Source organism: Pedobacter sp. MR2016-24, assembly GCF_026239655.1.
Lineage (GTDB): Bacteria > Bacteroidota > Bacteroidia > Sphingobacteriales > Sphingobacteriaceae > Pedobacter.
On record NZ_JAPIVO010000003.1, the window covers coordinates 456,906 to 482,892 of the forward strand.

The window sequence follows — 25,987 nt, forward strand, 5'->3', positions numbered from 1 at the left end:
TATATTTTAATGAATAGGGAATGATATGTTGATTTCAAGTCCCTTGGTTACGGTACGATCAAAAGTAATAGTACCCCGAATACTTTTAATACGGTTTTCCGTATTTGTCAGACCATTTTTCTTGGCACTGCCGTTCAGGCCCACCCCATTGTCTGCATACAGAATATTTATGCAATGATCTACCTTTTCAAATTTCAACACCACAGAGTCTGCCTTGCTGTGTTTTTTCATATTGGTCATCAGCTCCTGCAACACGTCAAAAACTTCAATCTTGCACTTACCTTCAACTTTTTCCCATAATTCTTCTTCGTTGCTAACGATCAGGATTTCAGTTGCTGATGAAGAATAAGATTGCAGCATTTCGGACAGTTGTTCTGCATAGTGCTCGTCGGGATTTAAGTCTTTTTCGTAAGAGATATCGCGCGATACGTTATAAAGGTCTTCCAACTTGTCCAATAATTCTTCCTTATCAAAAACGGGTCTGTTCTCTACCTCAGACATCACATGGTAAACCTTATTGGCAACCCTGTCGTGAATTTTCTTCACGTACTTAAGTTCGGTATTTTTGACTTCCAGCTCCTTTTCCTGCTGCAGGATCTTTTTTCTCTTCCTATACCATAGATAACTTAAGATGAACAGGAGTACCAGTACACCTAAGGCAAACGACTGCAGGACTATCCTGTTTCTCTTCTGAATGTTTTCTGTCTGCGCTTTGAGGAAATCTGCCTTATGTTTTTCCGTTTCGTAGCGTATCAGTGCAAATTGGTTCTTGGCAGCACTGCGGGCGGTCTGCAGGCTATCACTGAGATGATAAAAACTATCAAAATATACTTTAGATTCTTTAGGCGGACTCAGTTGTACCAACATCTGAAGTGCAGCCAGCCGGTCATCGGCACTGTTAATTGCCTTAGCCACCTGATATCTCTTATCCGCATAGGATAAGGCCACATCCAGCTTTTTTGTTGCATAATATTCAGCCAGGTGAGTATAACTTGAATTTTGCCCCCATAGATCCTTTTCTTGCTGCCGAATCCGCAACGCCTTTAAATAATCAGATACGGGGTTATATTGAGGATCCTGAAGCCATTTCGTATAGGCCTGATTGGTGAGCATCCTTGCGAAGTCTTTCCTGGCAAGACCGGGCACTTTCAGGATTTCCTCGTATATTTTTAAAGCGGCTTTATAGTCTTTTAGCTTCTGGTAAGTAAGTGCTTTATTGTTGAGCAGAATCCGGGTTTCCGACGAATCCGGAGATAGGGAAATCGCTGAATCGTAAAATTCCAGCGCTTGCTGAAACACATCCAGTTTATGCGTCACCATTGCCAGGTTGTTTAGATTGGAGCTGATATATACATGCTGTCTTTTTTGCGATGAATCAAAAAAGGGTATTGCCTGCAATGAAATCTCCTGTGCACCAAAATAATCTCCCTTATCATTAGAGATGATGCCCATGTTCACTAAACATTTGCCTGCACCAAGGCTATCCTTTTGCTGCAGGAACAAGTCTTTGGCTTTGTTAAAATAAAGAAATGCGCTGTCTGACTTACCTTTATCAAGGTATTCGTAAGCTACATCAAAGAATTCGTTTTGTTCCTTTTTTTCCTTCTTGATTGTTTTAGTACAGGAGAAAAGCAGGAACAGTACAAATGAGAATAGAACGTGATTTTTCAAGCGCTTAATTTTCACCAAATTAATGAATAATTTTAGCGTTAATTTTATTTATTTGACACTTTTTATTATAAACTAATTGTTTCAACAAAATAATGGTAGAAAAAGAAAAACAGGGCGGTTCTGCCGCCCTGTGATTTTTATATAACTTTTCTTTGAATTGTACTAGTTATTTTTTGGTGGAGGGATGTGTCCGTGGTCTCCGCCTGTATCACCACCGTCATCCTGAGTAGACATAGGAGGTCCATCATTGGTATTTGTATTGTTAGAATCAGATGGACATCCAAGTCCAAGAAGCATAGCGATTATTAATTGAAAGAACATCATTCAAAAATTTAGAATTGAAATACGATGTAGTTCCCCACGACCATTCGTGGGGGCTGCTACGGTTGTAAATCAGAAGGCCTTCTGAAATTTTTGGGAAGTATGAGAGTCGAACGCGGGAGCTGATAACTGCTTCCCAAACCGGTCATGAACTACCGCGCCTTTCTCTCTTTATGAAATCTGTTTTGTACATTTAAACCCTGATAGCGAATCAAAGTCTGAACTGATTTCTTATGCAAACATAGGGGGATGTAATTGATTAATTATCAGCGGATTCCGAAGATTCCATTAATTCCATTGGAATTCCATCGATTCCAAAAGAATTCCAATAGTTCCATTTAACGACTAGCTCTCCACAGATTTGAAAAGTTTTGAAACGTATAAAGAAGAAGTAATTCTTGATTATAAAGCGAAAAAAGAAAAGGGATTATTACCTTTTAATTTGCAGAATCCTACCCCTGCAAAAATCAAAAGAGAGTGTATTGATATATTTCCAACGAGGCATTTAAAAGCCCATGAGTTTACCTTTCCAGCACTTTTTGGAGACAAGGATAATGCGGCAGATTATCTGAGTGCATTTGAGAATTCTGATCCTGATATCTTTAGGCCATTGAATACTTTTTTGCGCAGAGATACGAAAGTTGGTACCAACGACAGGAATGTTTATTTGCTGGCATGGTTAATAGGATTTGAGTCAGAAACTTCAGATGGAACATTAGTACGAGACCAGGGAAAACCTCCCGGCACTACTCCACCTCCATTCGACTTCAAAAGACTCATTTTGCCAGTAATAATTGTTATTGGCGTAATTATATTCATAAAAGTTATTTGGCCCAAAGATGAATGTATGTACTGGGACGGGGATCAATATCAAACCATAGCATGCGAACAAAAAGCTGATGGGATAGTTATCGTTAATCTGGATACTTTCAGAAGAGCGCACTTGAAAAGGATTAAAAATCTCGAATCTATTAAGCTCAGAGATATTGGAAAAGTTCACTATTCTACAGTGGGTGGTGTGCCCGAATTTTATACGATGGGCGGCGAGAATCCAGCTGATACGGCTAAAAGGCTATTACCTTTAACCAGAGGCATGTATGAGAAATATATAAACAAGAAATAAAAAAATCACCTCAATCTTACTATACTCACCAAATCTCCCTCACTATTAATCTCCTAATCTCCACATGAATAATATTTGAATTTACTAATAAAAACCTAAATTATACATTGAGAAATGAAATTGAAAAGCACCCTTATTTATCTATTTTACCAAACTTGCAGAGCGATAAACAGACTTGAAATTGTAAACCAGAAAGTAGACATCACCACATATTTGCTGGTGATGGGCATAACATTACCTCTAAGTGCATCTCTGTATTGTAGAGTTTTATTTGAGAATTTAAACAGTGATTATTTTTCCTGCTGTTATTCTGCAGAAGATGCAATTTATATTCTATACGAAAAGGGCACAATCCTTTGGTATGCAATTCTTTTCATAGCAACGCTGCTGATATTGTTACCTTTGATAAAAAAGTCTAAGTTTTTTACTGGCTTTTTTATTGCAGTGCTAATGACAAGTGCGATATTTTTACTAGTAAAAGTGGGCGGATTTGATGATAGAAAGATCTATCTTTATATGATTTTATTGATAATAACCAATCTATTGATCATTTATAACAACAGGAATTTTGTATATGCATATGCTCTCTTGATTGGTTTTTATTTTATTATGGCAGCGAACAGTGATTATAATAGGATATTGGAAAGTAAAAATCATATTTCCTTAAGGCTGAAGAATGGGCATGAGATCTTGAAAAAAGACGATGAAACTATAATATGGGCAACATCGACTTCCAGATTTATTTTGATATATAACAAAACAACTAAACAGCTGATACCCATTGAACGCGATAGCATCCAATACGATAGCTTAAAGTAATTTTCAGCCGGTTTCGATATTATTTGCTGTAAGCCATCGATAAATGCAGTAAATTTCTCAGCAACCAGAAATAAGTCATTGCCAATATCACCTTCATGATACCAATAGTAGATTTTCCCAAAGGACTTTTCTTACAGGGAAGATCAAAATAGGTCTCCAGATACACCATCACATAATGGGAAAAACCTGATTGATATCTGTTCGGGTATACTATAAGTTTTGATGATGTTATTGATCGAATTTTTGCCATCGCCAAATCCAAAAAACCTGCCTACCGGACAAACTGGATCTTCCTTAGTCACTACGGGTGGCAATTCGATCGGGATAATTCCAACTTCGCCGGAGAAATAGCCAAAACCATATTGACTTACAAAATCAAGTACTTCCTTTTCAGGTAAAATCCCCAATGTCTTTTCGACACCGCTAATCATTGATTTCGTAAGTTCAAATTGTCCTTCCTTTTCGGAAGAATAAGCGAAAGCGCCTAATTCTTGAATCTTATTGAGTGTAGCCATTTAGAATTAATCAATACCGTTATAAAGTATCTCTGCATCTTCGTCATCATCATCTTCTTCAGTGTCATAGAGTTTTTGCAGGGCTTCTTCTAAATTAGCTGCAACAAATTCCAGTCTATATTTTTCGAATTCATCTTCAGTGTCAGGAATAATTAATTCATCATCATGAACTTCAAACTTTTGTTCATGATCCCAATAATAAATTTTGGGTTCGCCATTATCAACATTTCTATAATCCAAACACATGAAATCTCCACCCCCGTCACCTGCAAAAGGATAAACATCTTTTGGCAACTTATCCTTTATATCCTCATAATCAGTGAGAATATTATACTCGTCATCCAAATTAAAATTTAATAATTCACCAAATGATTTACCCACTAATAATTCAGTATCAAAAGTGTTTGGAGATGGAGTTCCGTTATTAAATTCCCTGATCAGTTTTAGCAAAGACTCTGGGAACTCTATCCCAAACGACTGCTCTACAGTTGCTATATAATTTTCTTCTTTTAATTTTTTAACAAAATTCCAATTCATATTTTTGTAAATTAACGTATTCCTCCACCCCAGATCGAATTTCCACCAGTATGACCAGTTTGACCATGAACCGTTTTGTCTACTAATTGCATAACTCCTGTCTGTTCATTATGATCCCAAGTAAGTCCTTCTATCCTAGGTTTATTTGCTGCAATATCTTTTAATTGTTGTTCAGTAAAGTTCTTTGCAATTTCTGGATTCTTTGCGATCTGTTTTTGAAGTTGCTTAGTACAATATACAAACTGTTGTTTATCGGCCAACTTTAATTTTGAAGCAGGAAGCTTCAATGTAAACTTAGATTTAAAAGTTGGAAAAACACCAGTAACATTTCTCCCTTCTACTGTAACTGGTTTCCTTTCAAATGGAACACCTGTAACAGGGTGAGTTGTACCTTCCAAGGCTTGATTTCTTGTCTTTAATGACCCATCTGCATTAAAATCACACCCATTATGCACCAGCACTCCATCTTCAGTAACAAAATAATTTTCATTATCCAGTACATCAAAATTGTAAACTATAGCGCTTTTACTAATAAATCCGATGTTCTTGATCCTTACTTTTTCACCGGTAATTTCTTCAAGCTCATCGGTAGCCTTTAACTCCTGTATCTCTTTCCAGTCATCTCCAACAAGGAAACGATGCTCTGGTGTTACTTCAAATATAGTTCCATTTTCCAGCTCTACTACAATCATATTCAATGTAGTACGGCGATGGGTTTCTGTAACAGGTTTCAATTCCCGATCACCGCTTACCCTATTAACGGTCCATAATAAGGTCCCTTCAGTAATATCCTCAATCTGCTGTAATCCATTACTGGTATGAACGAGCGTCCCAGCGGGGAAGCACACCAGCGATGCACCTTTGGCAGCGAAAATCGACAGTATTAACTCCTGGCCACTAGCTAATAATTTATCGGTGATACTTCTCTGGTCGTCTGTCCAGATATCATACTGACCTTTATAGGCACCGAACATACCAAAGCCGCGCATACCCCGGCAAAGCCAGCTCATTTTACCTGTTAAAGATGCAGGATTGAACATTATTCCCATCTCTGTACGGGCAACAGCCATAAATTCCATCCCAGCAGCCTTGATTCCCTGACTGCCCAACGTTCCCGCCATACTGCCCATGCCCCTGCCTGCTAAAAATCCGAAGGCAAAATTGGCAATATGTCCTACATTGTTCATCGAGGTACTCATCATGGCATCCCAAAAAGTTTCTTTAATATCAATCAAGGCACTTTCTGGGGGACAAGAAAGCTGACTCTGACCAACTACTAATCCCTGATTATTATTGATGATCAGATTGGGAGAAGAATTAATCCATACCCTTGACGCTGCATTGGTTTTGCATTTTAGATAACCTGCTCCTATAGCAAATAATAAAGCACCTCCAATAATTGCTGCCATCGCCCACCCTGCAACAGGCACAGCTAGCAGAGCCAGAGCAGCAACCAGTAAACCTGCAATTGCTCCCGCCATAAAAGCCATACTGCCCAGACAAATAAAAACATTGGCTTTCATTGTATCGGCGGTTGTTGCGGCAAGGTTGCCGCTAAAAGTAGCGTCAGTCTGACTTGTTACTTTCATCTGCTTAAACATGGCACCCTTAGGGCATACCAGGTAATGCTTTTCCGTTAACCATTGTAAGTCCTCATCCATAGCCTATATATTTTCAAGATGAAGGTATAAGTCTGATTTGTAATCGTTATTTAGCTGCTCAAATACCTGCATCTCCGCAGCCATCAGAACACCTTCCTGATTATGCTTAAAACTAGCCTTGGTATAATGTTTAATATCAAACTGCTGTTGGCCGGTTACTTTAGATATCATATTAGTATCAAGCTTCCCCTTCTCATCCAGCGTAGCTTCAGCAAAAATAGTATACCCATCTTCAGTCCTTTCTGAAGTAAAAGTCTGGTTAACCGGAATTAGAAAGCCGATACCCATACGGTCACGACTCAAATTTTGTTGGTGATATTCTACTCCATCTGCATTAGCCTCATAAGCGTAAAGGAACAAATGCATGAAATGTGTGTTAGAAAGATTTTCTAATAGCTCTACAGGATTTGAAAGCTCTCGGTCCTTATGCCGGATTACTTCAAAGGCAGCAATGGGATTTGTTTGCATGAGTTCTTTCTTCAACTTGTCCCATTTCGCCTTTATCTCGGGCATGTTTAACAAGCCTTTGATTTCACCACTGCTGTTTACGCACAGATGCTGCCTGTTATAAATATAAGCCAGTTTATTTACATATTCTATCAGCTGGAATGTATTCGGATCATAATATTCGGTCAGTTTTACTTCCTCTTCCTCAATTATATATTCCTGCAATTCAGGCTTGATCGTATTTTGTCCGTAATGGCCCAACACGTAAGTTCCTGTTGTGGAGAAACTGTCCATCATGGTGAGCATCTTCACATTACCTTTTACAGTAAGCGTATATCTATTTTCAGAAAGCTTGGTCATTGTTTAGGAATTGATTTTCACAGGTTTGCCGTCAATGAAGGTCTTGCTGCCGACTATATTTATTGCTTCACTATTTAGCTTGGCAGATGTCTCACCCACCATAAAGAGTTCATTTTTAGAAGTGATGGAAAGTTTATCCTGAAACTCCAGGCTACCATTTTTGCTTGGTGCGCCATCCCCTGTTAGTTTAAAATCATCTGCTGCCCTGATCTCAATATTTTTAGCCTGGATGATGATCTTGTCATTTTCCTTATCCATGATAATCATCACGTTACCTGTTTGCAGTGTCACGTTGTTATCGCTCGTCACGGTAATTGCATTGGTACCATCTATTGAAATATGATTCAAGCCAGACCTATCTTTGAGTAGCATACCTCCGGCATCGTCCATTGTGAAGGTATGTCCGCTTTTTGAAGTTATGCTTTTATTGTTATTGCTGCTACTGCCTCCGCTACCATTTTTACCGTGAAAAACCGATCCTAAAACAATTGGTCTGGCAATGTTCCCCTCTTCAAATGAAACCAATACCTGATCGCCTATTTCGGGAATAAATACCAGTCCACGATTTTTACTTACACTATCGCTGCTCCCGGCGTCCGGCGTGATCACACGCAGCCATTCGGTCACGTCATTGGTCTGGCAGGCCCATTTAAATTTTACCTTGATCCTGCCACTCCCTTGGGGGTCATCATTATCTACCACATCTGCCAATTGCATATCAGGATTTGGTCGCTCAAAATCATCTGCTGCCAGTCGTTCCGTAGTAGAAACCACCCCTTCGAAGGTATTTTGATAATGCCCACGCTCATCGATAGTATGAGATATTGAGGTGACCAAAAACTGACCTAAGCTTTCTGTATTAAAAGACAAATCTTTTTTAATACTCATGGTGATGTCCACAATGGTACCAATACCTACTTCCGGATTGTCGCCGGTAGCATTCACTTTCAACAGCTTGCTAATATTGGCCTTTTCCTGATTTTCTACATAATTACTGATATCATTGTTATTCTCTACACGAATAGCAGCAGGCTGATTAAATGTTTTACTGAACATCGAATTGGATGCGTTAATGGCATGTACCAAATCTGGTCTGCCGTCCGCATTTCCTGATGTTTCAGCCTGCAGCATTTCATCTTGTTTAGGATTATACGAGAACCGTTTGTTCTTGATTGGTGCTACACCCATGGCATACTGGAGGTTATGGAGATCTCTTCCATAAAACAGGGATACCTCTTTCTGCTGATCCGGTTTACCGAAATTCAGGTTTTCTCCGTCGTAATAAAACCATTCGTAATACTCGCCACTTAAGCGGTTAAGGAAGTCGAAATCACTTTCCCTATACTGAATCACATAATCAATGGAATTCTTCCGCGTCGCATTGCTTATAATCCGAAGATCATTTTGTGGTGTATCATTGGTGGCAAGCATCACAATATCGTCCAGCGTTTTGTCGAGATAAGAGCCTAAATCTGGTCCCCTGTCTATCAAAATATCAAATGTCCATAATTAATTTTCAGCCCATCTCCATGTCGTTTGAAAGTGACACACCATAATAATTCGAAAATTTATGGCGAATTCCTAGCAAGTGAAATGGATATGATTCCAGGTGAAAACATTCAGCCAATGGGTATTTGTTCTGTTACGAATTCAGCATGCAAACCAGAACCTATATATTGGAATAAAACCAACAAAGGAGTGAAAGTAAATGGCTACAAATTACTTTTTGAAGATGCAAATCTACTTTGTAAACAGGGAGGTAAAGTGAGAATAAGCTTTGAAATTCCATATGCTGCATCAGTAACGGGTCTGGGAGCTGGTTATTTGGATCATATTTAAAAGCTACGGATGCAAGGTAAAACACAGCAACAATACAGAATAGAAATAATGGTAGGGAATTGAGCAGAAGATGGACGTTTAATCATATTGAAAATAATGATGCAATAAATTCGGCCGACAAAGCTTCCTTCATTGAAGCTAACAATAACGGTACATTGCAGAGAGAGGTTATTAGGGCAAAACCAGATGGCACAATGAGTTCTGAACTCTGAATACCAATGGCAATAAGGCTACGAGCGGACAGCGTGAATCACTAGCAATAAAGATAGGACGTACCTCCGATTTCATAAATGGTATCCGCTCATCAATACAAAATTCAAAATACGTAAATGCCCTTGCACAATCAAATTTCTATCAAACAATCAGAAACAGTAAATTAGCCAATGCAGCAAACAATAAATTATTCCAGACTAGTCAAGCATTTTCTAGATCTAGCGCCCTAAGGGTGACTGGTAAAGTGGTAGGAAAGGGCTTAATAGTTGTTGGTATAGCAATGGAGGCTGCAAATATTTACAATGCCTATCAGGAAGAAGGGGAATTTGGCGAAAAAACACAGGAAGCTGTTGGCGAAGGAGTTGTGGGTGGACTGCTTGGAGGGGTAATTGGCGGAATCGCAGGTAGCAGTATAGGTGGTGCTATAGCAGATTTATTTTAATTAATACAAACATACGATGGGACTAATGGACAGAATTTTTGGAACAAGCAGTAAAAGCTTAGATACCAAAAAGCAACGTGCGGAATTTAAAAACATTCGACATTTTGAGGCAACGCTAAAGCAAAAAGAAGCAACAAAACAGTTGATACTGACAAGCAATGAAAAACTTGTTCAAGATAAAACTATCGAGCCCTTTAATCATTGGAGTGTAGCAATGATGATTCTTGATATGATTTACATCAATTATTCTATTGGAAATAGTATCTCTGAATGCAATCTCTTGTACAAAGAAGCAGCTAAATGGTATAAATATGGATGGGATAGCAGCGCTGCTTATTCAGACATGCTCGATATGGTATCACTTGGGTATCTGCTAAAAGCTCCGGATTCATATTTCGATGGTGTAGTTGAATATGTAAAGAATACTGATAAGGGGTCTGATGATGAACAATGGCATCCGGATGCAATCCTTTGGTATATCATTGCTGCCAAAAATGGAAATGGCAGTACAACTGAGAGAGTTCGCTGGCCTAAACTTTATCAGCCGCTATTAGATATAACAAAGATGACCAAGAAAGATGCGGAATTGGCAATGCAAAGCTATCTGGACAATTGGTATGCACTCCACAGAAATGATCCCTGGTATGATAATCACAAAAAAGAACTTGTGTATAAAGGTTATTGGAGTTGGGAAGCAGCCGCCATAACTAAAATCATGAAACTGGATGATACCTCGTTTAAAGATCATCCAAACTATCCTTATGATATGGTTCACTGGAATTTCAACGAGTAGCTGATGCTTGCCATAGAAATGAAGGAAATGGATATAGAATTAGGTTAAATGCTGCCTAGGATCAGCTGGAATGCTGATAACAATAACCTCCTCCTCTAACCATTCTTTTACACCTTGCTCCTTTTTTAGTGGTTCCCTGACACTGTGAACTTGATCTGGAAGTCGTGCTGCTTGATTTCACTATCGGTTTCTTATTGTTCGTAGCGGGTGATGAAGAACAAACACCGCAGGTGCCTCCACCAGAATTGCAATGCGCACAGTACTTGCAATTTTTACAAGCATAACAAGTACTGTTTCCGTAACAAGTAGCGATATGCTTGTTTGTTTTCTCTGGCCGCAATTCCGTAGCATGCCCGGTAAAAAGAAGAATGGAAGTGAACACGATGAATAGCAGGTTTTTCATAACAGAGATGCGTCAGGATTAAATCAATAGCCTGATATAGAATCGGATATCAGCATGATCAAATATATCATTTTATATCAAATGATAAATGTATTGTACCTTAATTTGCATCATTACATAAAGATGCCATCATTAATGCTTATCAAATTCGTGTATGCTATCTGAAAATCCCAATTCAGGCTGATTATGGTCAATGTCGGATAGTATGAGTTTTTACGTGGTAGTATCGTTCCACTTTAATCCTCAGCAAATCATATAAAAGAGCAAAGCATAGGATAAATACAGGCGCATAAAAAGAACGGAAACCGATATGATGAAATAGATATGCTCCGGATACGGCACCGGTCATAAAGAAAAATATAATCACTGTATGAAGCTTAATTTTAGATTTAATCACCACACGCTTTTCTTCCTCGGCACCGATCAGCTGTGCCAGCTCAATGCCCAAATCAGTAAATGTGCCGGTGAGATGCGTAGTTCTTACTACAGATCCTGAAACCATGGAAACCAACGCATTCTGGATCCCCATGGCAAAGAGCAAACTTCCTGCAAACAGGCCCTGTGAAGCGAAGCCTCCATCATATTTGCTGCCACAAAGTGCTGAAAAAAGCAGAATAGAGATTTCAATGATGATGGGAATAAAATATGAAAAGCGTCGGTTATTACCTGTTACGGAAAGAATCAGACTGGTCAGAAAAGCGCCCGCAAAAAACAGCAACATCCACAACGCAACAGCTATTGAACTATGCCAATCCTGCAAAGAGATCTTTTCTGCAAATAATGCGGCATGGCCGGTAACATTAGTGGTTAATATGGAAAAGCCAAGAAAACCTTCTGCGTTTACCATGCCGGCTGTTAAACCAAGCAATGTTGCTAATCTAAGATTATGTACGGCACTGCGCCTGGTACCTGAATGTCTTAACATTTTTAGTAATTGTTTCGATGTGATGCTGTAGATCAGTAGCAGAAATACAGCATCCATTCCAACTCCTTTAAACCGCTGATGATGTATTTAAATGAGCGTTATCCAGATTGGTACGGACTCAGCAAAGGTCTGCCTTTATCATGTCATCAGAAATGATCTTCATCATTATATGGGCTGATAGAAGTCACGTGTAAATATTTGATTATGAATAACTTTAGCTATGAAGAAAATAGAAGAGGTCAGAAAGGAATTGGAAAGACTAAAAAACATCATGCAGTCTGCACAGGGCATAGACCGGGAGGATTATCCTGAACTTTCGGCTAAAACAGCAGCGCTGGGTTGGGTACTCGAAACGCAGGAGGAAACTGGAGATGTGATCAGTAAAGTCACCTCTATGGGATTTCATAAAATCTTAATCGCAATTGACAGCAATCCAAGCTCGGAAATAGTCGCGCATAACGGTCTGCAACTGGCAAAACAATTCAATTCGGAAATAGCTTTAATCAGTGTAATAGATCCTGAAAGTTATCCTGATGAAGATGAGGCGACGATCAGGGAACGGGAAGACATGATGGAACATAATCTCAACAAAAGTCAGGGGAATGTAATGGAGAAGGTGTTTAAAAATACGCCTTTTAGTAGCTTTGTAGAAGTGGGTACACCTTCCAAAGCAATTCTCCGGGTAGCTGAAGAATGGGGAGCAGACGTTATTGTTATGGGTACGCATGGGAGAAAAGGACTGCCGCATCTTCTGATAGGAAGTGTAGCAGAGGATTTGGTAAGGCACTCAAAAAAAGCGGTAGTCATTATCCCTGTTGTCAATTAAGGAATGTTGGCAGAGCTGCATTCAGGAAGTCTGACGGTCCATCACATACAAATATGCATGACGAGTATCATTAATTCTGGTGATTTATAACCACTTATGAAAATTTAATAGTCCCATCTTTGATACAGCATAGCATTATATGCATATCAAACTATTAAATCTCCTATCATGTACGACATCAACCCATTAAGCGGCGTTAACAAATTAACATACAGAATTGAAAAAGATACAATGGGCGAGGTACAGGTACCCGCAGGCAAATACTGGGGCGCACAGACAGAGCGTTCACGTACTAATTTCGAGATAGGCCCCAAAGCCTCTATGCCGGGAGAGATCATTATTGCATTTGCTTATCTGAAAAAAGCTGCAGCATTTGCCAATACAGACTTTTCCGTTTTGGATGAAACAAAGCGGGACCTGATTGCCCGTGTTTGTGATGAAATCATCAGCGGCGAGCTGGCAGATGAATTTCCATTGGTGATCTGGCAAACAGGTTCAGGTACGCAGTCAAATATGAATCTCAATGAAGTGATTGCTAACCGTGTGCATGTACTGCAGGGCCATCAGCTTGGTGATGGCAAAACCGCGATCCACCCCAATGACGATGTAAACAAATCGCAGTCCTCCAACGACACATTTCCTACAGCGATGCATATTGCTGCGTATCAAATGCTGACGGACGTTACTATTCCCGGAATAGAAGCTTTAAGGGATACGCTAATGGCAAAATCAGTAGAATTTATGCCCATTGTAAAGATTGGTCGTACGCATTTAATGGATGCTACACCGCTTACTCTTGGTCAGGAACTGTCGGGATACGTTTCTCAGCTGGATCATGGATTGAAAGCACTAAGGAATACACTGGATCACCTGTCTGAACTGGCCCTTGGTGGCACAGCAGTGGGTACAGGTATGAATGCGCCAAAAGGATATGATGTTAAGGTAGCGCAATATATAGCGCAGTTTACCGGACTTCCCTTTCGCACGGCCGACAATAAATTTGAGGCTTTAGCTGCACATGATGCTATTGTAGAAAGTCATGGTGCATTGAAACAGATCGCAGTTTCATTGATGAAGATTGCCAATGATATCAGGATGCTGGCCTCAGGCCCCCGTTGTGGTATTGGGGAAATACACCTGCCAGAAAATGAACCGGGATCCTCTATCATGCCTGGAAAAGTCAATCCTACACAAAATGAGGCAGTGACGATGGTTGCAGCCCAGGTAATGGGAAATGATGTAGCCATAAGTGTTGGTGGCTCAAGCGGACAATTCCAGCTGAATGTCTTTAAGCCAGTCATGGCCGCCAACTTCCTGCAGTCGGCCAGGCTGATAGGCGATTCCTGTGCATCGTTTAACAAGCATTGTGCGGCAGGCATTGAACCAAATTATGATGGGATAAAAAAACACCTGGAAGATTCCTTAATGTTGGTGACTGCATTGAATCCCCATATAGGATATGAGAATTCAGCGAAAATTGCAAAGAAGGCATTAAAAGAAAACCTCACACTGCGCGAAGCTGCAATTGGCCTGGGTTTACTCAACAATGAAGATTTCGATTTGTGGGTACGCCCGGAAGAGATGACAGGCTTGTAATTACATTCAGATAAGAACTTGTTTATGCGAATAGCAGGTTCTTATCCCTTTGAAAGGGAAACGTCTATGGCCGAGATGCAACTATCGTGCGGGGAATGTAGTAGTCGGACTCCTGAACAAGCAACGACATGAATCGCTCAGGTTTCGTTTTCTTACAATTTTCCACTTCCTGATCGTTTTACTTTTGAGTATTGAAATTAAACAAATCACTCAAAATTTAAAGATGAAATTACATACAATCTTAGGTGCCAACGGCACCATCGCAACAGAACTTATCCCGGTGTTAAAAGCCCACAATGAAAGCATCCGTGTCATCTCCAGATCTGCAAAAGCACAGGAAGGGGTTGAAGCAGTGCAGGCGGATGTCTTCAATTATGATCAGCTGGAAAAAGCAGTGGCTGGCTCCTCAGTAGTCTACTTACTGATTGGCATTACCTACAATGCTGCACTCTGGAAAAAAGACTGGCCTGTCATCATGGATCATACGATAAGAGCTTGTAAAAAGGCCGGTGCGAAACTGGTGTTTTTTGATGGCGTTTACATGTATGGCAGGGTAAAAGGCGAGATGACGGAAGCAACACCTTACCAGCCTTCGAGTAAAAAGGGTATGGTGAGGGCTGAAGTAGCGAGAATGCTGGAACGTGAAATGGCCAACGGAAGTATTAAGGCTACCATAGCCCGGGCGGTCGACTTCTACGGACCGGGAGTAACGGAAAAAAGTGCAGCAGCAATATTGGTTTTTGAGAATATGAAAAAGGGCAAGCGGGCGCAATGGTTCATTAATGCAGACGTGCCGCGTTCCTATAACTACACTCCTGATGCTGCACAGGCATTGTATATACTGGCAACGGACGATAAAGCGCTGGGTGAAATATGGCACCTGCCTTCAGTACGTCCTGCATTAACGGGCAGGGAATTTGTCAGGCTGGCCGCAAAATACATGCATGCGTCTGATAAAGTAACTGTATTACCTAAATGGATGCTGAAGATGATAGGCTGGTTTAACCCTTTCATGAAAGAAGTATATGAAATGAATTACCAGGATGAGTTTGCTTTCAGATTCAACTCATCCAAATTCGAGGATACTTTTGGTTTTACACCTACGCCATATGAAGAAGCGGTTAAAAAAACAGCAGAATGGTTCCTGAAAAAAACATAGGCTAATTTCAGCTCAACGATGATCAGCCACCGCTTTATCCTGGCCGGACAAACAAAATTGCCGGCCTTTTAAATTATTAATGAATTTCAGCGGTGTGGTACCCAAATAAAAATTGAAATCCTTGATCAGATGACTCTGGTCGTGGTAATTGAATTGAATGATGATTGCAAACACGTCAATCTTCCCGGGAGCCAGCCGCAGCATATGATTGATCATGTTTTTGAAACGCAGAAAGCGAATCAGTTCCTTTGGGGAATAACCTACATATTTCTGGAAGCGCAGCTGGATACTTCGTTCTGTTAAGTCGGTATCTGAAGCCAACGCTTTTACGGGATTGACCAAAGGATCGAAGAAATAAGCTTCCCCTGCTACCAGCGAACTTGCAGCTTCTTCGCTTTCAGCCGCATGGGAAATGATGAAATCACTCAGCAGGTTCAACCGGTCATGTACATCAGGCATACCTGCTAATTGCTGCCAAAGCTCATCAAGGTCAGCCGCAACAGGCAGTTGCAATTCCTCCAGGTTATGAAAAAAATTGCCTGTAACACTCGCCAAAGAAGTTTTAATAAATCGATAGTAACCGTCCAGCTCAAAATTGACCACCAGCGCATCAGATCCCGGGCTTAGCCGATAATTCATCATTTTACGCAAGGGACCAATAATAGCCATCCGATGGATAAACTCCCCATTCAGCGGATCATCACCAAAAGATACCTCCACGGGATCGCCGAAATTGAATACCATCATGATTTCGAGGGTGGGCGACAAATGTTTGATGACCGGCACCAGTTCCGCTCCGCTAAAGATATGATAGAAGTGCCTGACAATTCCTTTCAGCTTGTCACAGCACTCATACAGCGTTCCGTTCAGGTCCTTTTCCATCTTAAGCTAAGATAACAAAGGAAGAATTCCCTTACTATAAAATCTTAAAACTTTTGGCTTTAGACAGGCGTTATTTACAGGCTAAGCTTTAAAGATTATGGACATTAAATCATTAATTGCGCAACATGTGATTGAAGCACATGAGGGCGGAAACTGGACCAGCAATTCCATCAAAGAAACCTTACAGGATGTCTCGCTAAGCGCGGCTACAACTGTGACAGCTGCATCGCAGAATACCATTGCTGCCATATTACATCACCTCAGTTATTGGAACAGGGTGATGATTCAGCGGATAGCAGGTATAGCGGTAGAAATTCCTGACAGCAATGGATTTGATGTGCCGGCAATTACGACCGAACAGGAATGGACAGCATTACAGGAAGATAATATCAAATCTGCTCATGAGCTGGCTTCGGCTATAAGGGCATATGATCCGGAAGATCTGAGCAATCCCATCCTGCCGGGTTATTCTTCCGCCTATAAGAATTTACAGGGTACTGTGGAACATATTCATTACCATCTGGGGCAGATCACGATGTTGAAGAGGCTTACGAAATAGTATCAGTTTAGATCATGAGCCGATTAATTTAACTAATCGGCTCAAATAATGGCAAATTATGAGCCGATTAGGAATTCTAATCGGCTCACGCATGTATATTATTGTTTCATGCTCCCTCTATCTAAAATCAAAAACAGGTATCGCACCATATCTACCTTCAAAATAACGTTTCTCTTTTTCCATATCCTGAGTTTCGGTAGACTTAGCACTTTCATGATCATTTACGGAGTTTACATCTGCGAGGGAATAAATCTCCGTAGACTCCCAGCTGTTCTTCTCCACAAAATAAATCTGATCTCTTCTCAGCCGGGCATAACTCAGTAAATTGGTATCATGGGTAGAGAAGATCAGCTGCGCGTTATTGGGATTTGTTTCTTTATTCAGGAACAGATTGATTGTATCCAGAGTGATCAGCGGGTGTAATTTAGCCTCCAGTTCATCAATAATCAGCACACCGCCTAATTGCAGAATTACATTAATGGGTACACTAAACTCTAAGACTTCGTTTGCGCCACTTGACTCCCTTTCGAAAAAATCCCAGCTCACGGTCTTTTCAGTGGCATTGCCCTCCTTATCATAGAATTTGTGTGTAGCCACTGCTCCATAAACCTGCGCTTCTACATTTAATAATCCTGCTTTCAGACGCTTCAGGTGCTGCGAAACCTGGATCTTCACTTCAGAACTTTCGCATATGCTCTCCAGCTCACCAAAATTAAAGCTCTTCAGCCCGTCAATCATAATATTGCGGTTAAAGAATTCAAAAATCACATTTGCTTCTGCTACTTTAAGCAGGTACAAATTGCCAAGAAACAGCGAATTGCTCTTTGTTTTTTTGATGGCAGAACTGATCATCTTTGCGGTTGCTTTCAAACTTGAACCGGCATTAATGGTATCCCCTTCCCTTTCGAATACCCCGACTTCACCTCCCCTGGTTTGGCGAAAAAGATATTCTTTTAATATATGAGTTGCATTGAAACTGAATCCATAACGGTAACGGTGCTCTTGTAAAGAAAACATCATTTCAAATTCAGTCGGTTTCTCTTCCCAGCCTTCCCGTAACAAAAAAGGGTCAAACTCAAGCGTATCTGAGAAGACAGCATGTGCTGTATCCTTAACCATAGATATAAATTCACCTATTGCCTTCAGTACGTTGCTTTTACCGCTTCCATTGGCACCGTACAGGGCGGCCATTTTGAGCGCGGAATAACCGTCATGTGCTAGAATATTTTCCTGGAATTCTTCCTGATTAGCTTCGGGCAGCAGGCTAAGCACCTGCTCCTCTCCAATCGACCTAAAATTACTGACCTTGAATTGAAGAAACATATTTGTTTAGATATTAATCCCAAACATACAAAATTCCGCAGAATAAGAATAATAATTATCCCTTTGGTTCACGCAACAGCGCGTTGACAAAAATCAGCATTAAACAGCGAAAGAATTGATATTTAAAATAGAACTTTTTTTATACATTTATCAAAACATCAGTCATCATGCTTCTACCCCCATATGATAATTTCCCAGCGCTGAGCGACGGCAAAATAGCTTTACATCAGATTTTAGCTGAAGATATAGAGGAGCTGATTGAAATTTCCTTTTATGATGCTGTTCCCGCTAAAAGTGTTGCGGAAGCAACAGCTATGCAGGACAAAATCAATCAGGATTATCTGGCCGGCAATTCCATTCACTGGGGCATTAGAGATCAGCTAACAAATAAGATTGTAGGCACCTGCGGTTATTACCGGGGCTTTGAACAAAAAAGTGGTGAACTGGGCTGTGTATTATTACCTCAATATTATGGACATGGATATATGACCGCCGCAATGTTACTGGCTATCGACTTCGGCCTGAAAAATATGAACCTGAAGCGTATCTGGGCGGCAACAGGTAAAGACAATCATAAGGCGATTAAATTGTTTGAAAGGCTAAACTTTGTGAAAGTTGCTGATCTGGATGACAATGAAATTGAATACGAATTAAACTGACATTGCCTCAGAACAATTTGCTCCTTAAATAGTTATTTCATCTCTGGAACAATTGAAACCTAATAACATGCTGATGAATAACATAGCGATTATATATGACCTTGATGAAACCATTCTGCCGGCAAGTGCAGTACCCGACTCTACCTTTGATCCGCTGTTTGAGGCGCTCAGAAAAGCAAATAAGGGTAAAATAAAGGATGCGGAGCTGGATAAGGCTTTTGCAGAAATGAAGTACCTGGCGATAGATGTGCTCTCAGACAAGTATGGCTTCAGTAAGAAAATGGACCAGGTGGCGAAAGAGCTGCTGACGACAATGGATTATAGTTTTCAATTGAAAACGTATGAGGATTACGACTTCATTAAAACAATTCCGGGAATTAAAGTTTTGGTGACGAGTGGCGTAATCAAACTCCAACAGGCTAAACTGGACGCGCTGGAAATTGAGGGTGATTTTGATGAAATAATCATTGATGATCTCTATGCAGCTGACAGACCGGGTAAAAAGGAAATCTTCTCGCGTATAGCGAAAAAATACCAGTTAACACCTGACCAGGTTTGGATTGTTGGTGATAATCCTGATGCTGAAATCAATGCCGGAAATGAACTGGGAATGATCACCGTGTTAAGGATAAATGCAGAGGATAAAAAAGTACCCGGAAAGCCAATGTTTACCATATCATCATTTAAAGAACTGAAGAAGCTCGTGACAGCATCTTTAAAAATTAATGCTTAAGGCAGCGTGTGAATGCAGTCTTATTAATACCTTTAGTTCATGCAAGTACTGACTCCGAATCCGCAAGTGCCGCTTTATTCGCTTGAACCTGATGAATTAACGGGTAATAAACATTTCCGCATGTATAATTTTGACGGGGTTTTACCTGATCATGCTGATTTACTGATTCCACACAGAAAAGATCATTACCTGATTGCTTTGATCAGGCATGCGGACAGTAGTCAGTGGGTGGATATGACCCGTCATGTCATCAAAGACAATACGGTTTACTTTGTAGGACCAAACCGGGTGATCGTAAAGGAAGGACATAAAAAGATGTGGAGTACAGGCATTGCTTTTACGAAGGAATTCCTGTCTTTCCAGGGAAACGATTCTTTAAGTAAACTCCCGCTAATCGAAAATCCGCAAAATGGTTTTGAATTGTTACTGAGCACGGCCGACCTGGCCTTTGTGGAAGATATGATTGCAAAGCTGAACGCAGAATACATCACACCGGGTGAATGGCAGCAACGGATGTTGGGTGCTTACTTCACCCTGCTGGTTACCTATCTGAGTCGCCTGTATATGGAGCAATACAGAGAAACGACCAATTCTGCGGATAAAATGCTGCTGAGAAGCTTCCAGGCAAAGATTAACGCGTGTTTTCAGGAACTGCACGAAGTGGGCGACTATGCTGCTTTGTTAAACATTTCTGCGGGTCATATGAGTGAAGTAGTGAAAATACAAAGTGGTAAACCGGCTATTAAACATATTCATGAACGGTTAACACTGGAGGCCCAGCGACTGCTTTGTCATACGAATAACGCATTGAAAGAAATTGCGTTCGACCTGGGTTTTACGGATGCTTCTTACTTTAACCGCTTTTTCAAGCGCGAAACTGGTGTAACGCCTGCAGAGTATCGGGCCAACATCCGTGAAATGTACCATTAATACCATTGGAAGTGTTACACCGGGAGCTGCTGCTGCATGTAGATTTGTATCATACAAAAGAATCCTGCATTAGGTCACCTTTTCAAATATACATTGATCGCATGCAGGCTTCATTACCTAAATTAAAGACATGAAAACAGTATTGATCACAGGAGCCAACAAAAGCATTGGCTTCGAAACAGCAAGACAATTATTACAACAGGGATATTATGTATACCTGGGATGCAGAGACATCCACAAAGGACAGGAAGCGGTGAACCAATTGCTGTCGGAAGGCCTCAACAATGTAGAACCTTTAGCAATCGACGTTAACAGCCAGGAATCAATCGAGGCAGCGAGACAGGTATTGGGTGAAAAAACAGCAGTATTGGATGTGCTGATCAACAACGCCGGAATTTTAGGCGGTATGGAGCAAAACCCTTTAACAGCGGATATCAAAGTATTGAAAGAGGTATTTGATACCAATTTTTTCGGGGTCATCGCAGTAACACAGGCATTTATAGACCTGATGAAAGCAGCACCGGCACCCAGGATTGTAAACGTGACTTCAGGTTTAGGTTCGCTTACCCTGCATAGTGATCCTTCATGGAAATATTATGCAGTGAAATCAACTGCTTATGTGACTTCCAAAGCCGCCCTGAATGGGTATACGATTATACTTGCGCATGATTTGCGGGATACAGCCTTTAAGGTAAATGCGGTAGATCCGGGTTATACGGCGACAGATTTTAACCACCACAGCGGACCGGGCACTGTAGAAGATGCTGCAGCAAGGGTAGTCAAAGCAGCGGTCTTAGGCGAAGACGGCTTAACTGGACAGTTTTTTAGTGATGACAATTCGCCGGAAACAGGAATTAGTCCCTGGTAACAACATAAACAAATCATGGATAGGCTCCTTACCAATATTGCGAAACATATCAGTCTCACTGAAGAAGAAACAGTTTTGTTGACTTCACTGGTGACTTCTAAAAATCTGGCTAAAAAGACATTGCTGCTGGAGGCCAATCAGGATTGCAGGTACCTGAGTTATGTAGATTCAGGGGCGTTACGTTCGTATTTTATAGACAAAGATGGTAAGGAGTCTACCATTATGTTTGCCATCGCCGACTGGTGGATAACGGATATGTATTGTTATCTGAATAAAAAACCGGCGATGATGCATATCGAAACTATCGAACAGAGTACTGTGTTTCAACTGAGCAGGGACAATTTTGATCGTTTGCTGGAAACGGTACCGAAGTTCGAGAAGTTTTTCAGAATCCTGATGCAAAATGCTTATACGCGTGAGCAGTTAAGGGTAATGGAAAATCTTTCGCTGACGGCGGAAGAGCGATACCATAGTTTTCTGATGAAGTATCCGCAGATCGTCAAACAGGTGACGCAGAAACAAATTGCTTCCTATCTGGGTATCACACCGGAATTTTTAAGCACATTAAGGAAAGTAAAAGGATAGTTTAAAAATATCATCATGGCTGGTATCATCATAAATAATAGTGGCAGGTCAAAATGATTTGACTTGTTAAATGAAAAAATCCGAATTTCTTAAGGTACCTTAATTTTTTATCGGCTATCTTTTATTCTATTTGTAAAAAGAAAAGAGATATGTTGATATTAATTGCTGGCCCTTACCGAAGTGGCACTAATGACGATCCTGTTTTAATGCAGCAGAATTTAAGTAATCTTGAAGCGCTTGCCCTTCCTTTGTTTAAAAAAGGCCATGTCCCGGTAATCGGCGAATGGCTGGCTTTACCACTGATCAAACTGGCGGGCTCTGCCTCAACGGGTGATGAGATCTGGAATGAGATTCAGTATCCCTGTGCACACCGGCTGCTGGAGAAATGTGACGCGATATTGCGGATTGAAGGGGCATCGCAGGGAGCGGATAATGATGTAAAAATTGGTCGCGAAAGAGGATTAAAGATCTATTTCAATATTGATGAGGTGCCAGATGCAGAATAGTAAATTCAAGATCGTTGCTACTGAAATCTTATCGTCCGACTGGTATACTTTACGTAAGATTACTTATGAGTATCTGCAGCAGGACGGAGCAGTAAAAAGAGTGAGCCGGGAGGCGTACGACAGAGGAAACGGTGCCACGATTTTATTGTACAATATGGAGCTGAATAAGGTAATCCTGACGCGGCAATTTCGGTTACCAACTTTTATTAACGGGAATGAGAGCGGCATGCTGATCGAATCCTGTGCAGGTTTACTGGACGACGATCATCCTGAAGACTGCATCAGGAAGGAAACAGAGGAAGAAACCGGCTACAAGATTACTGATGTAGAGCAGATTTTCGAAGCTTATATGTCGCCCGGATCCGTAACAGAGCTGGTCCACTTTTTCATTGCGGCTTATTCCCCTGGCATGAAAATAAGTGCTGGCGGAGGACTGAGTGAAGAAAATGAAGATATCGAAGTACTGGAGATGGATATGGATGACGCATTTAACATGATCAGCACGGGGGAAATCAAAGATGGCAAAACGATCATGTTATTGCAGTATATGCAGATCAGAAAGATGATTAAGGCACCGACGCACCGATTAAAAGCTTAAACTGCAAACATAGATTAAAGATAAATACAAAGCCCGGGATCTGTTAAAATACCGGGCCTGATGTAAGTTGATAAAGCTTTTGATTGCTTATTATTGATTAGCAATCAAAAGCTTTATTAAGTTTGAGCATACTTATGGATGTCCGCTTCCACCGGCAGCACCGTAAACTTGTCCTGTCGCGTAACTGGCATCGCTATCAGCGAGCTGCACATAGATAGAGGCCAGCTCTGCTGGTTGTCCCGGGCGACCAAGTGGTGTTTTTCCACCAAATTCTACAATGTCATCCTGAGGCTGACCACCACTGGTTTGTAAAGGAGTCCAAACCGGCCCCGGAGCAACGCCGTTTACGCGGATCCCTTTAGGGCCTAACTGTTTTGCGAGTGATTTTACAAAGGCAACATTAGCTGCTTTGGTTTGCGCATAATCAAACAGGTTTTCTGACGGATCATAGGCCTGTACAGAGCTGGTCGCAATAATTACCGCACCTTCGGGAAGAAGTGGTAAAGCGGCTTTAGTGATCCAGAAAGGTGCGTAAATATTGGTTTTTATCGTCGTATCGAAACCCTCCGAAGTCAGATCCAGCAGCGATTCAACCGCTTGCTGGTGACCGGCATTATTAACGAGTATATCTATTCCGCCCAGTTTTTCCGCGGCTTGTTCTACCAAAGATTTACAAAAAGCTTCCGTTCTGATATCACCCGGAATTCCAAATCCCTTACGTCCCGCAGCTTCAATCAGTGCAATCACTTCATCTGCGTCAGATTGTTCTTCTGGTAAATAATTGATGACCACGTCTGCACCTTCTCTTGCATAAGCAATGGCAGCAGCGCGACCAATTCCGGAATCACCACCGGTAATCAAAGCTTTACGACCTGATAACCGGCCTGACCCCTTATAACTTTCCTCACCATGATCTGGTACAGGCTGCATTTTGGAGGCAAGACCCGGAACTTCCTGCGGCTGTTTTACAAAGGGTGGTTTTGGATATTTATTTGCTGGATTCTCGAGCGGTTTTTGATTTTGTTCAGACATATGTTGTTTTTTATCGACCAATTTCAATCCTCAAATCTATCCCTGGCCGGGGCCTAGAAATGAGCGGGGAACAGTTTCATCATTTTTGTTCCTCTGCGTATTTAACAGGGGACATATGCCTTTGTTTACAAAAAAAAGAATCTTTTTTATAATTGCTCCTGGTGATTTATGTGATCATTGTACTGGAGGATTATTTTTTGGCTTCGAGTAACCGCCTGTATCCGATGAAACTGAGGAACACAATAATGCCCAGGTAAATGCAAAAATTCTGCCTGATATTGATCCAGGAGAAGTCGGCATATACCCTGGGCTGAAAGCGGGGAATCGCATCTGCATCTTTCAGGGTAAAACTGCGGTAAGTACTTTCCGAAGCCATTTTAGGATAATAAAATTGCTGGCTTTTTTTCCTGAAGGTCGCCGCATCGTTACTGAACTGGTTAAACTGGTACCAGTGACTACCGGTTAATGCAGCTAGTTCTTCCTGCATCATAAGAGCCGGACTGAGGAGCTGGAATCGCCTGATCCCCTCCTGCTGTTTCCTGATCTGCGCATAGAGCTTTTCTTCTGCCACGGCAGCTGCCTGATCTTTGATCTCCTGACTTTTATAAACGATTACACCATAACCGTATACCATGCCAGGAGTAACGATTGAGGCTTGCCTGATCATTGTCCTCGGACTACTAAAAACACTTTTAGTGAGCTCCTGACCATCTTTTTCGAAGTATTTATTGATCGCATCCCTTTCTGCGGTGAGCATATCAATCCTGCTGGGAATAGGATAAATTTTGTTTAACCCGATCTGCAACAGGTTAGGGATGATAATTCCGGTGAACAGCCAGATAAATATCAGCACCATGGCATTCACGTTAGACGTCAGCGAGAAACTATTTACCAGCAGCGCAAGGGCAAACCAAAAGGCGAAATACAAAGATACCCCGGCCACTATCCATTGCCAGTTGGCGCTGAAAAGGAAATTACTGCCAATGGAGGCGATTAAAACGGGCGTAACCAGCAGCCAGAAAAAACCTGTAAAGAGAATATAGCGGATGACGATGCGGCAGATCATCATTTGTGCCAGGGACTGATTACTTGTTTTCAAAAGCACCCAGGTCCCCTGCTCCTTTTCGGATGACAGCACGTTATAACTAAACACAATGATCAGCAGTGGAAAAAGATAGATCACCACAAAAGCGAAATCAAAGTTGCCGATGAACTGGAGAAAGCTGTTTTCAATTTCGGATTCAAAGGTGAGGTATTGTTTCTTGTTGAGGTATACCTTGTAGTAAAAAGGCTGTACATCGCTCTGACCTACGTTGAGTGCCTGCAAGGGAAAAGGTCTTTTGATGGCATAGTTGGGTCCTTCGTTCCTTGCGGTATTATAGGCGAAAGTAGGATCATCCCAGATAAAACCGGGGTAGACCATATGGTTGGCTTCCACACGTCTGATCCTGGTTTTTAAACTGTCCAGCATCTCCCTTTCGGAACTTTGTATTTTACTGATCGTCTGCTCTTGTTTACGGAGCATGCTGCTGCCAATCCAAAGGGCAGAAAGGAGAATGAAAATAATCAGGGTAGACAAAGAGAGCAGCACCTTGTTGCGGGACAGGATCCTGAGCTCGTGTTTAAGTAATATGCGGATAACGGAGACTTTCATAATGAGCT

Annotated in this window: 29 protein-coding genes; 16 read left to right on the plus strand and 13 right to left on the minus strand. The window is 41.1% G+C overall.

Translation table 11 applies throughout. The features are described 5' to 3' along the window. Positions 1-6 precede the first annotated feature (6 nt). Both OQX62_RS09750 and OQX62_RS09755 read right to left on the minus strand, forming a co-directional pair. Positions 7-1,671, minus strand: a complete 1,665-nt coding sequence (locus OQX62_RS09750) for a tetratricopeptide repeat-containing sensor histidine kinase (protein ID WP_265831301.1) — start codon at positions 1,669-1,671, stop codon at positions 7-9. Positions 1,672-1,833: 162 nt separating this feature from the next. After that, positions 1,834-1,968, minus strand: a complete 135-nt coding sequence (locus OQX62_RS09755) for a hypothetical protein (protein WP_265831302.1) — start codon at positions 1,966-1,968, stop codon at positions 1,834-1,836. Between the two features lie 385 nt (positions 1,969-2,353). On the opposite strand from OQX62_RS09755, the gene OQX62_RS09760 reads away from it, so the two are divergent. Together OQX62_RS09760 and OQX62_RS09765 are read left to right on the plus strand one after the other, a co-directional pair. Continuing rightward, a complete protein-coding gene (locus tag OQX62_RS09760) occupies positions 2,354-3,115 on the plus strand; it encodes a hypothetical protein (RefSeq protein ID WP_265831303.1) in 762 nt (253 codons plus the stop codon). 114 nt (positions 3,116-3,229) lie between these two features. Continuing rightward, positions 3,230-3,934 (plus strand): hypothetical protein, encoded by a 705-nt coding sequence (locus tag OQX62_RS09765; RefSeq protein ID WP_265831304.1) that lies wholly within the window; start codon positions 3,230-3,232, stop codon positions 3,932-3,934. Positions 3,935-4,077: 143 nt separating this feature from the next. On the opposite strand, the gene OQX62_RS09770 is transcribed toward OQX62_RS09765, so the two are convergent. Genes OQX62_RS09770 through OQX62_RS09790 form a run of 5 tightly spaced genes read right to left on the minus strand, consistent with a single transcriptional unit; the run spans position 4,078 to position 8,945 of the window. Continuing rightward, entirely contained in the window at positions 4,078-4,449 is a 372-nt protein-coding gene (locus OQX62_RS09770) for a hypothetical protein (RefSeq protein ID WP_265831305.1), read from the minus strand. 6 nt (positions 4,450-4,455) lie between these two features. Beyond that, a complete protein-coding gene (locus tag OQX62_RS09775; RefSeq protein WP_265831306.1) occupies positions 4,456-4,986 on the minus strand; it encodes an SMI1/KNR4 family protein in 531 nt (176 codons plus the stop codon). An 11-nt stretch (positions 4,987-4,997) separates the two neighbouring features. Next, positions 4,998-6,647, minus strand: a complete 1,650-nt coding sequence (locus tag OQX62_RS09780; protein WP_265831307.1) for an HNH endonuclease — start codon at positions 6,645-6,647, stop codon at positions 4,998-5,000. 3 nt (positions 6,648-6,650) lie between these two features. Next, on the minus strand, positions 6,651-7,454 hold the full coding sequence (locus OQX62_RS09785; protein ID WP_265831308.1) for a hypothetical protein: 804 nt from the start codon (positions 7,452-7,454) through the stop codon (positions 6,651-6,653). Between the two features lie 3 nt (positions 7,455-7,457). Then, the gene (locus OQX62_RS09790; RefSeq protein WP_265831309.1) at positions 7,458-8,945 is read right to left on the minus strand and encodes a phage baseplate assembly protein V; all 1,488 of its coding nucleotides are present in this window, start codon (positions 8,943-8,945) and stop codon (positions 7,458-7,460) included. Positions 8,946-8,996: 51 nt separating this feature from the next. Between OQX62_RS09790 and OQX62_RS09795 the strand changes: the two genes are divergently transcribed. From OQX62_RS09795 to OQX62_RS09805, 3 genes are all read left to right on the plus strand, one after another. Beyond that, positions 8,997-9,293 (plus strand): PAAR-like protein, encoded by a 297-nt coding sequence (locus OQX62_RS09795; RefSeq protein WP_265831617.1) that lies wholly within the window; start codon positions 8,997-8,999, stop codon positions 9,291-9,293. A 445-nt stretch (positions 9,294-9,738) separates the two neighbouring features. Beyond that, positions 9,739-9,948, plus strand: a complete 210-nt coding sequence (locus OQX62_RS09800) for a hypothetical protein (RefSeq protein WP_265831310.1) — start codon at positions 9,739-9,741, stop codon at positions 9,946-9,948. Positions 9,949-9,964: 16 nt separating this feature from the next. Beyond that, positions 9,965-10,741 (plus strand): PoNe immunity protein domain-containing protein, encoded by a 777-nt coding sequence (locus OQX62_RS09805; RefSeq protein ID WP_265831311.1) that lies wholly within the window; start codon positions 9,965-9,967, stop codon positions 10,739-10,741. A gap of 61 nt (positions 10,742-10,802) precedes the next feature. Here the strand turns inward: OQX62_RS09805 and OQX62_RS09810 are convergent, their stop codons facing one another. Continuing rightward, positions 10,803-11,144 (minus strand): DUF5763 domain-containing protein, encoded by a 342-nt coding sequence (locus OQX62_RS09810; RefSeq protein ID WP_265831312.1) that lies wholly within the window; start codon positions 11,142-11,144, stop codon positions 10,803-10,805. A gap of 190 nt (positions 11,145-11,334) precedes the next feature. Then, positions 11,335-12,126: a YoaK family protein gene (locus tag OQX62_RS09815; protein WP_265831313.1), complete on the minus strand. Its 792-nt coding sequence runs from the start codon at positions 12,124-12,126 to the stop codon at positions 11,335-11,337. A gap of 163 nt (positions 12,127-12,289) precedes the next feature. Here OQX62_RS09815 and OQX62_RS09820 point away from each other — a divergent pair, with 163 nt between their 5' ends. The 3 genes from OQX62_RS09820 to OQX62_RS09830 all read left to right on the plus strand — a co-directional run bounded on the left by OQX62_RS09820 (position 12,290) and on the right by OQX62_RS09830 (position 15,650). After that, positions 12,290-12,895 (plus strand): universal stress protein, encoded by a 606-nt coding sequence (locus tag OQX62_RS09820; RefSeq protein ID WP_265831314.1) that lies wholly within the window; start codon positions 12,290-12,292, stop codon positions 12,893-12,895. A gap of 168 nt (positions 12,896-13,063) precedes the next feature. Beyond that, complete coding sequence (fumC, locus tag OQX62_RS09825; protein WP_265831316.1) at positions 13,064-14,491, plus strand: class II fumarate hydratase; 1,428 nt, start codon at positions 13,064-13,066, stop codon at positions 14,489-14,491. A gap of 223 nt (positions 14,492-14,714) precedes the next feature. Next, positions 14,715-15,650 carry an NAD-dependent epimerase/dehydratase family protein gene (locus OQX62_RS09830; RefSeq protein WP_265831317.1) on the plus strand — a complete coding sequence of 312 codons (936 nt, stop codon included), beginning with the start codon at positions 14,715-14,717 and terminating at the stop codon, positions 15,648-15,650. Positions 15,651-15,662: 12 nt separating this feature from the next. Here the strand turns inward: OQX62_RS09830 and OQX62_RS09835 are convergent, their stop codons facing one another. Further along, the gene (locus OQX62_RS09835) at positions 15,663-16,532 is read right to left on the minus strand and encodes an AraC family transcriptional regulator (RefSeq protein WP_265831318.1); all 870 of its coding nucleotides are present in this window, start codon (positions 16,530-16,532) and stop codon (positions 15,663-15,665) included. A 97-nt stretch (positions 16,533-16,629) separates the two neighbouring features. On the opposite strand from OQX62_RS09835, the gene OQX62_RS09840 reads away from it, so the two are divergent. Then, a complete protein-coding gene (locus OQX62_RS09840) occupies positions 16,630-17,091 on the plus strand; it encodes a DinB family protein (RefSeq protein WP_265831319.1) in 462 nt (153 codons plus the stop codon). Between the two features lie 117 nt (positions 17,092-17,208). Here the strand turns inward: OQX62_RS09840 and OQX62_RS09845 are convergent, their stop codons facing one another. Continuing rightward, complete coding sequence (locus tag OQX62_RS09845; protein ID WP_265831320.1) at positions 17,209-18,414, minus strand: AAA family ATPase; 1,206 nt, start codon at positions 18,412-18,414, stop codon at positions 17,209-17,211. 167 nt (positions 18,415-18,581) lie between these two features. On the opposite strand from OQX62_RS09845, the gene OQX62_RS09850 reads away from it, so the two are divergent. From OQX62_RS09850 to nudK, 7 genes are all read left to right on the plus strand, one after another. After that, on the plus strand, positions 18,582-19,073 hold the full coding sequence (locus tag OQX62_RS09850) for a GNAT family N-acetyltransferase (protein WP_265831321.1): 492 nt from the start codon (positions 18,582-18,584) through the stop codon (positions 19,071-19,073). 73 nt (positions 19,074-19,146) lie between these two features. Then, positions 19,147-19,806 carry an HAD family hydrolase gene (locus OQX62_RS09855; RefSeq protein ID WP_265831322.1) on the plus strand — a complete coding sequence of 220 codons (660 nt, stop codon included), beginning with the start codon at positions 19,147-19,149 and terminating at the stop codon, positions 19,804-19,806. A gap of 39 nt (positions 19,807-19,845) precedes the next feature. After that, a complete protein-coding gene (locus OQX62_RS09860; protein ID WP_265831324.1) occupies positions 19,846-20,736 on the plus strand; it encodes a helix-turn-helix domain-containing protein in 891 nt (296 codons plus the stop codon). Between the two features lie 130 nt (positions 20,737-20,866). Next, on the plus strand, positions 20,867-21,604 hold the full coding sequence (locus OQX62_RS09865; RefSeq protein WP_265831325.1) for an SDR family oxidoreductase: 738 nt from the start codon (positions 20,867-20,869) through the stop codon (positions 21,602-21,604). A 15-nt stretch (positions 21,605-21,619) separates the two neighbouring features. Then, the gene (locus tag OQX62_RS09870) at positions 21,620-22,189 is read left to right on the plus strand and encodes a Crp/Fnr family transcriptional regulator (RefSeq protein WP_265831326.1); all 570 of its coding nucleotides are present in this window, start codon (positions 21,620-21,622) and stop codon (positions 22,187-22,189) included. A gap of 149 nt (positions 22,190-22,338) precedes the next feature. Then, positions 22,339-22,695, plus strand: a complete 357-nt coding sequence (locus tag OQX62_RS09875; protein WP_265831327.1) for a DUF4406 domain-containing protein — start codon at positions 22,339-22,341, stop codon at positions 22,693-22,695. After that, positions 22,685-23,293 (plus strand): GDP-mannose pyrophosphatase NudK, encoded by a 609-nt coding sequence (gene nudK, locus OQX62_RS09880; RefSeq protein WP_265831328.1) that lies wholly within the window; start codon positions 22,685-22,687, stop codon positions 23,291-23,293. Before OQX62_RS09875 ends, nudK begins: the two co-directional genes overlap by 11 nt. A gap of 132 nt (positions 23,294-23,425) precedes the next feature. On the opposite strand, the gene OQX62_RS09885 is transcribed toward nudK, so the two are convergent. Beyond that, positions 23,426-24,325: an SDR family oxidoreductase gene (locus OQX62_RS09885; RefSeq protein ID WP_265831329.1), complete on the minus strand. Its 900-nt coding sequence runs from the start codon at positions 24,323-24,325 to the stop codon at positions 23,426-23,428. A gap of 190 nt (positions 24,326-24,515) precedes the next feature. Next, a complete protein-coding gene (locus tag OQX62_RS09890; protein WP_265831330.1) occupies positions 24,516-25,979 on the minus strand; it encodes an ABC transporter permease subunit in 1,464 nt (487 codons plus the stop codon). Positions 25,980-25,987: the final 8 nt, after the last annotated feature.

Excerpts from the sequence above, each read along its gene's own strand:
- OQX62_RS09755 (WP_265831302.1), bottom strand. The coding sequence starts at position 1,968 with ATGCTTCTTGGACTTGGATGTCCATCTGATTCTAACAATACAAATACC.
- OQX62_RS09765 (WP_265831304.1), top strand. The coding sequence starts at position 3,230 with ATGAAATTGAAAAGCACCCTTATTTATCTATTTTACCAAACTTGCAGA.
- OQX62_RS09770 (WP_265831305.1), bottom strand. The coding sequence starts at position 4,449 with ATGGCTACACTCAATAAGATTCAAGAATTAGGCGCTTTCGCTTATTCT.
- OQX62_RS09775 (WP_265831306.1), bottom strand. The coding sequence starts at position 4,986 with ATGAATTGGAATTTTGTTAAAAAATTAAAAGAAGAAAATTATATAGCA.
- OQX62_RS09780 (WP_265831307.1), bottom strand. The coding sequence starts at position 6,647 with ATGGATGAGGACTTACAATGGTTAACGGAAAAGCATTACCTGGTATGC.
- OQX62_RS09785 (WP_265831308.1), bottom strand. The coding sequence starts at position 7,454 with ATGACCAAGCTTTCTGAAAATAGATATACGCTTACTGTAAAAGGTAAT.
- OQX62_RS09805 (WP_265831311.1), top strand. The coding sequence starts at position 9,965 with ATGGGACTAATGGACAGAATTTTTGGAACAAGCAGTAAAAGCTTAGAT.
- OQX62_RS09810 (WP_265831312.1), bottom strand. The coding sequence starts at position 11,144 with ATGAAAAACCTGCTATTCATCGTGTTCACTTCCATTCTTCTTTTTACC.
- OQX62_RS09815 (WP_265831313.1), bottom strand. The coding sequence starts at position 12,126 with ATGGATGCTGTATTTCTGCTACTGATCTACAGCATCACATCGAAACAA.
- OQX62_RS09820 (WP_265831314.1), top strand. The coding sequence starts at position 12,290 with ATGAAGAAAATAGAAGAGGTCAGAAAGGAATTGGAAAGACTAAAAAAC.
- fumC (WP_265831316.1), top strand. The coding sequence starts at position 13,064 with ATGTACGACATCAACCCATTAAGCGGCGTTAACAAATTAACATACAGA.
- OQX62_RS09830 (WP_265831317.1), top strand. The coding sequence starts at position 14,715 with ATGAAATTACATACAATCTTAGGTGCCAACGGCACCATCGCAACAGAA.
- OQX62_RS09835 (WP_265831318.1), bottom strand. The coding sequence starts at position 16,532 with ATGGAAAAGGACCTGAACGGAACGCTGTATGAGTGCTGTGACAAGCTG.
- OQX62_RS09840 (WP_265831319.1), top strand. The coding sequence starts at position 16,630 with ATGGACATTAAATCATTAATTGCGCAACATGTGATTGAAGCACATGAG.
- OQX62_RS09845 (WP_265831320.1), bottom strand. The coding sequence starts at position 18,414 with ATGTTTCTTCAATTCAAGGTCAGTAATTTTAGGTCGATTGGAGAGGAG.
- OQX62_RS09850 (WP_265831321.1), top strand. The coding sequence starts at position 18,582 with ATGCTTCTACCCCCATATGATAATTTCCCAGCGCTGAGCGACGGCAAA.
- OQX62_RS09855 (WP_265831322.1), top strand. The coding sequence starts at position 19,147 with ATGAATAACATAGCGATTATATATGACCTTGATGAAACCATTCTGCCG.
- OQX62_RS09860 (WP_265831324.1), top strand. The coding sequence starts at position 19,846 with ATGCAAGTACTGACTCCGAATCCGCAAGTGCCGCTTTATTCGCTTGAA.
- OQX62_RS09865 (WP_265831325.1), top strand. The coding sequence starts at position 20,867 with ATGAAAACAGTATTGATCACAGGAGCCAACAAAAGCATTGGCTTCGAA.
- OQX62_RS09870 (WP_265831326.1), top strand. The coding sequence starts at position 21,620 with ATGGATAGGCTCCTTACCAATATTGCGAAACATATCAGTCTCACTGAA.
- OQX62_RS09875 (WP_265831327.1), top strand. The coding sequence starts at position 22,339 with ATGTTGATATTAATTGCTGGCCCTTACCGAAGTGGCACTAATGACGAT.
- nudK (WP_265831328.1), top strand. The coding sequence starts at position 22,685 with ATGCAGAATAGTAAATTCAAGATCGTTGCTACTGAAATCTTATCGTCC.
- OQX62_RS09885 (WP_265831329.1), bottom strand. The coding sequence starts at position 24,325 with ATGTCTGAACAAAATCAAAAACCGCTCGAGAATCCAGCAAATAAATAT.
- OQX62_RS09890 (WP_265831330.1), bottom strand. The coding sequence starts at position 25,979 with ATGAAAGTCTCCGTTATCCGCATATTACTTAAACACGAGCTCAGGATC.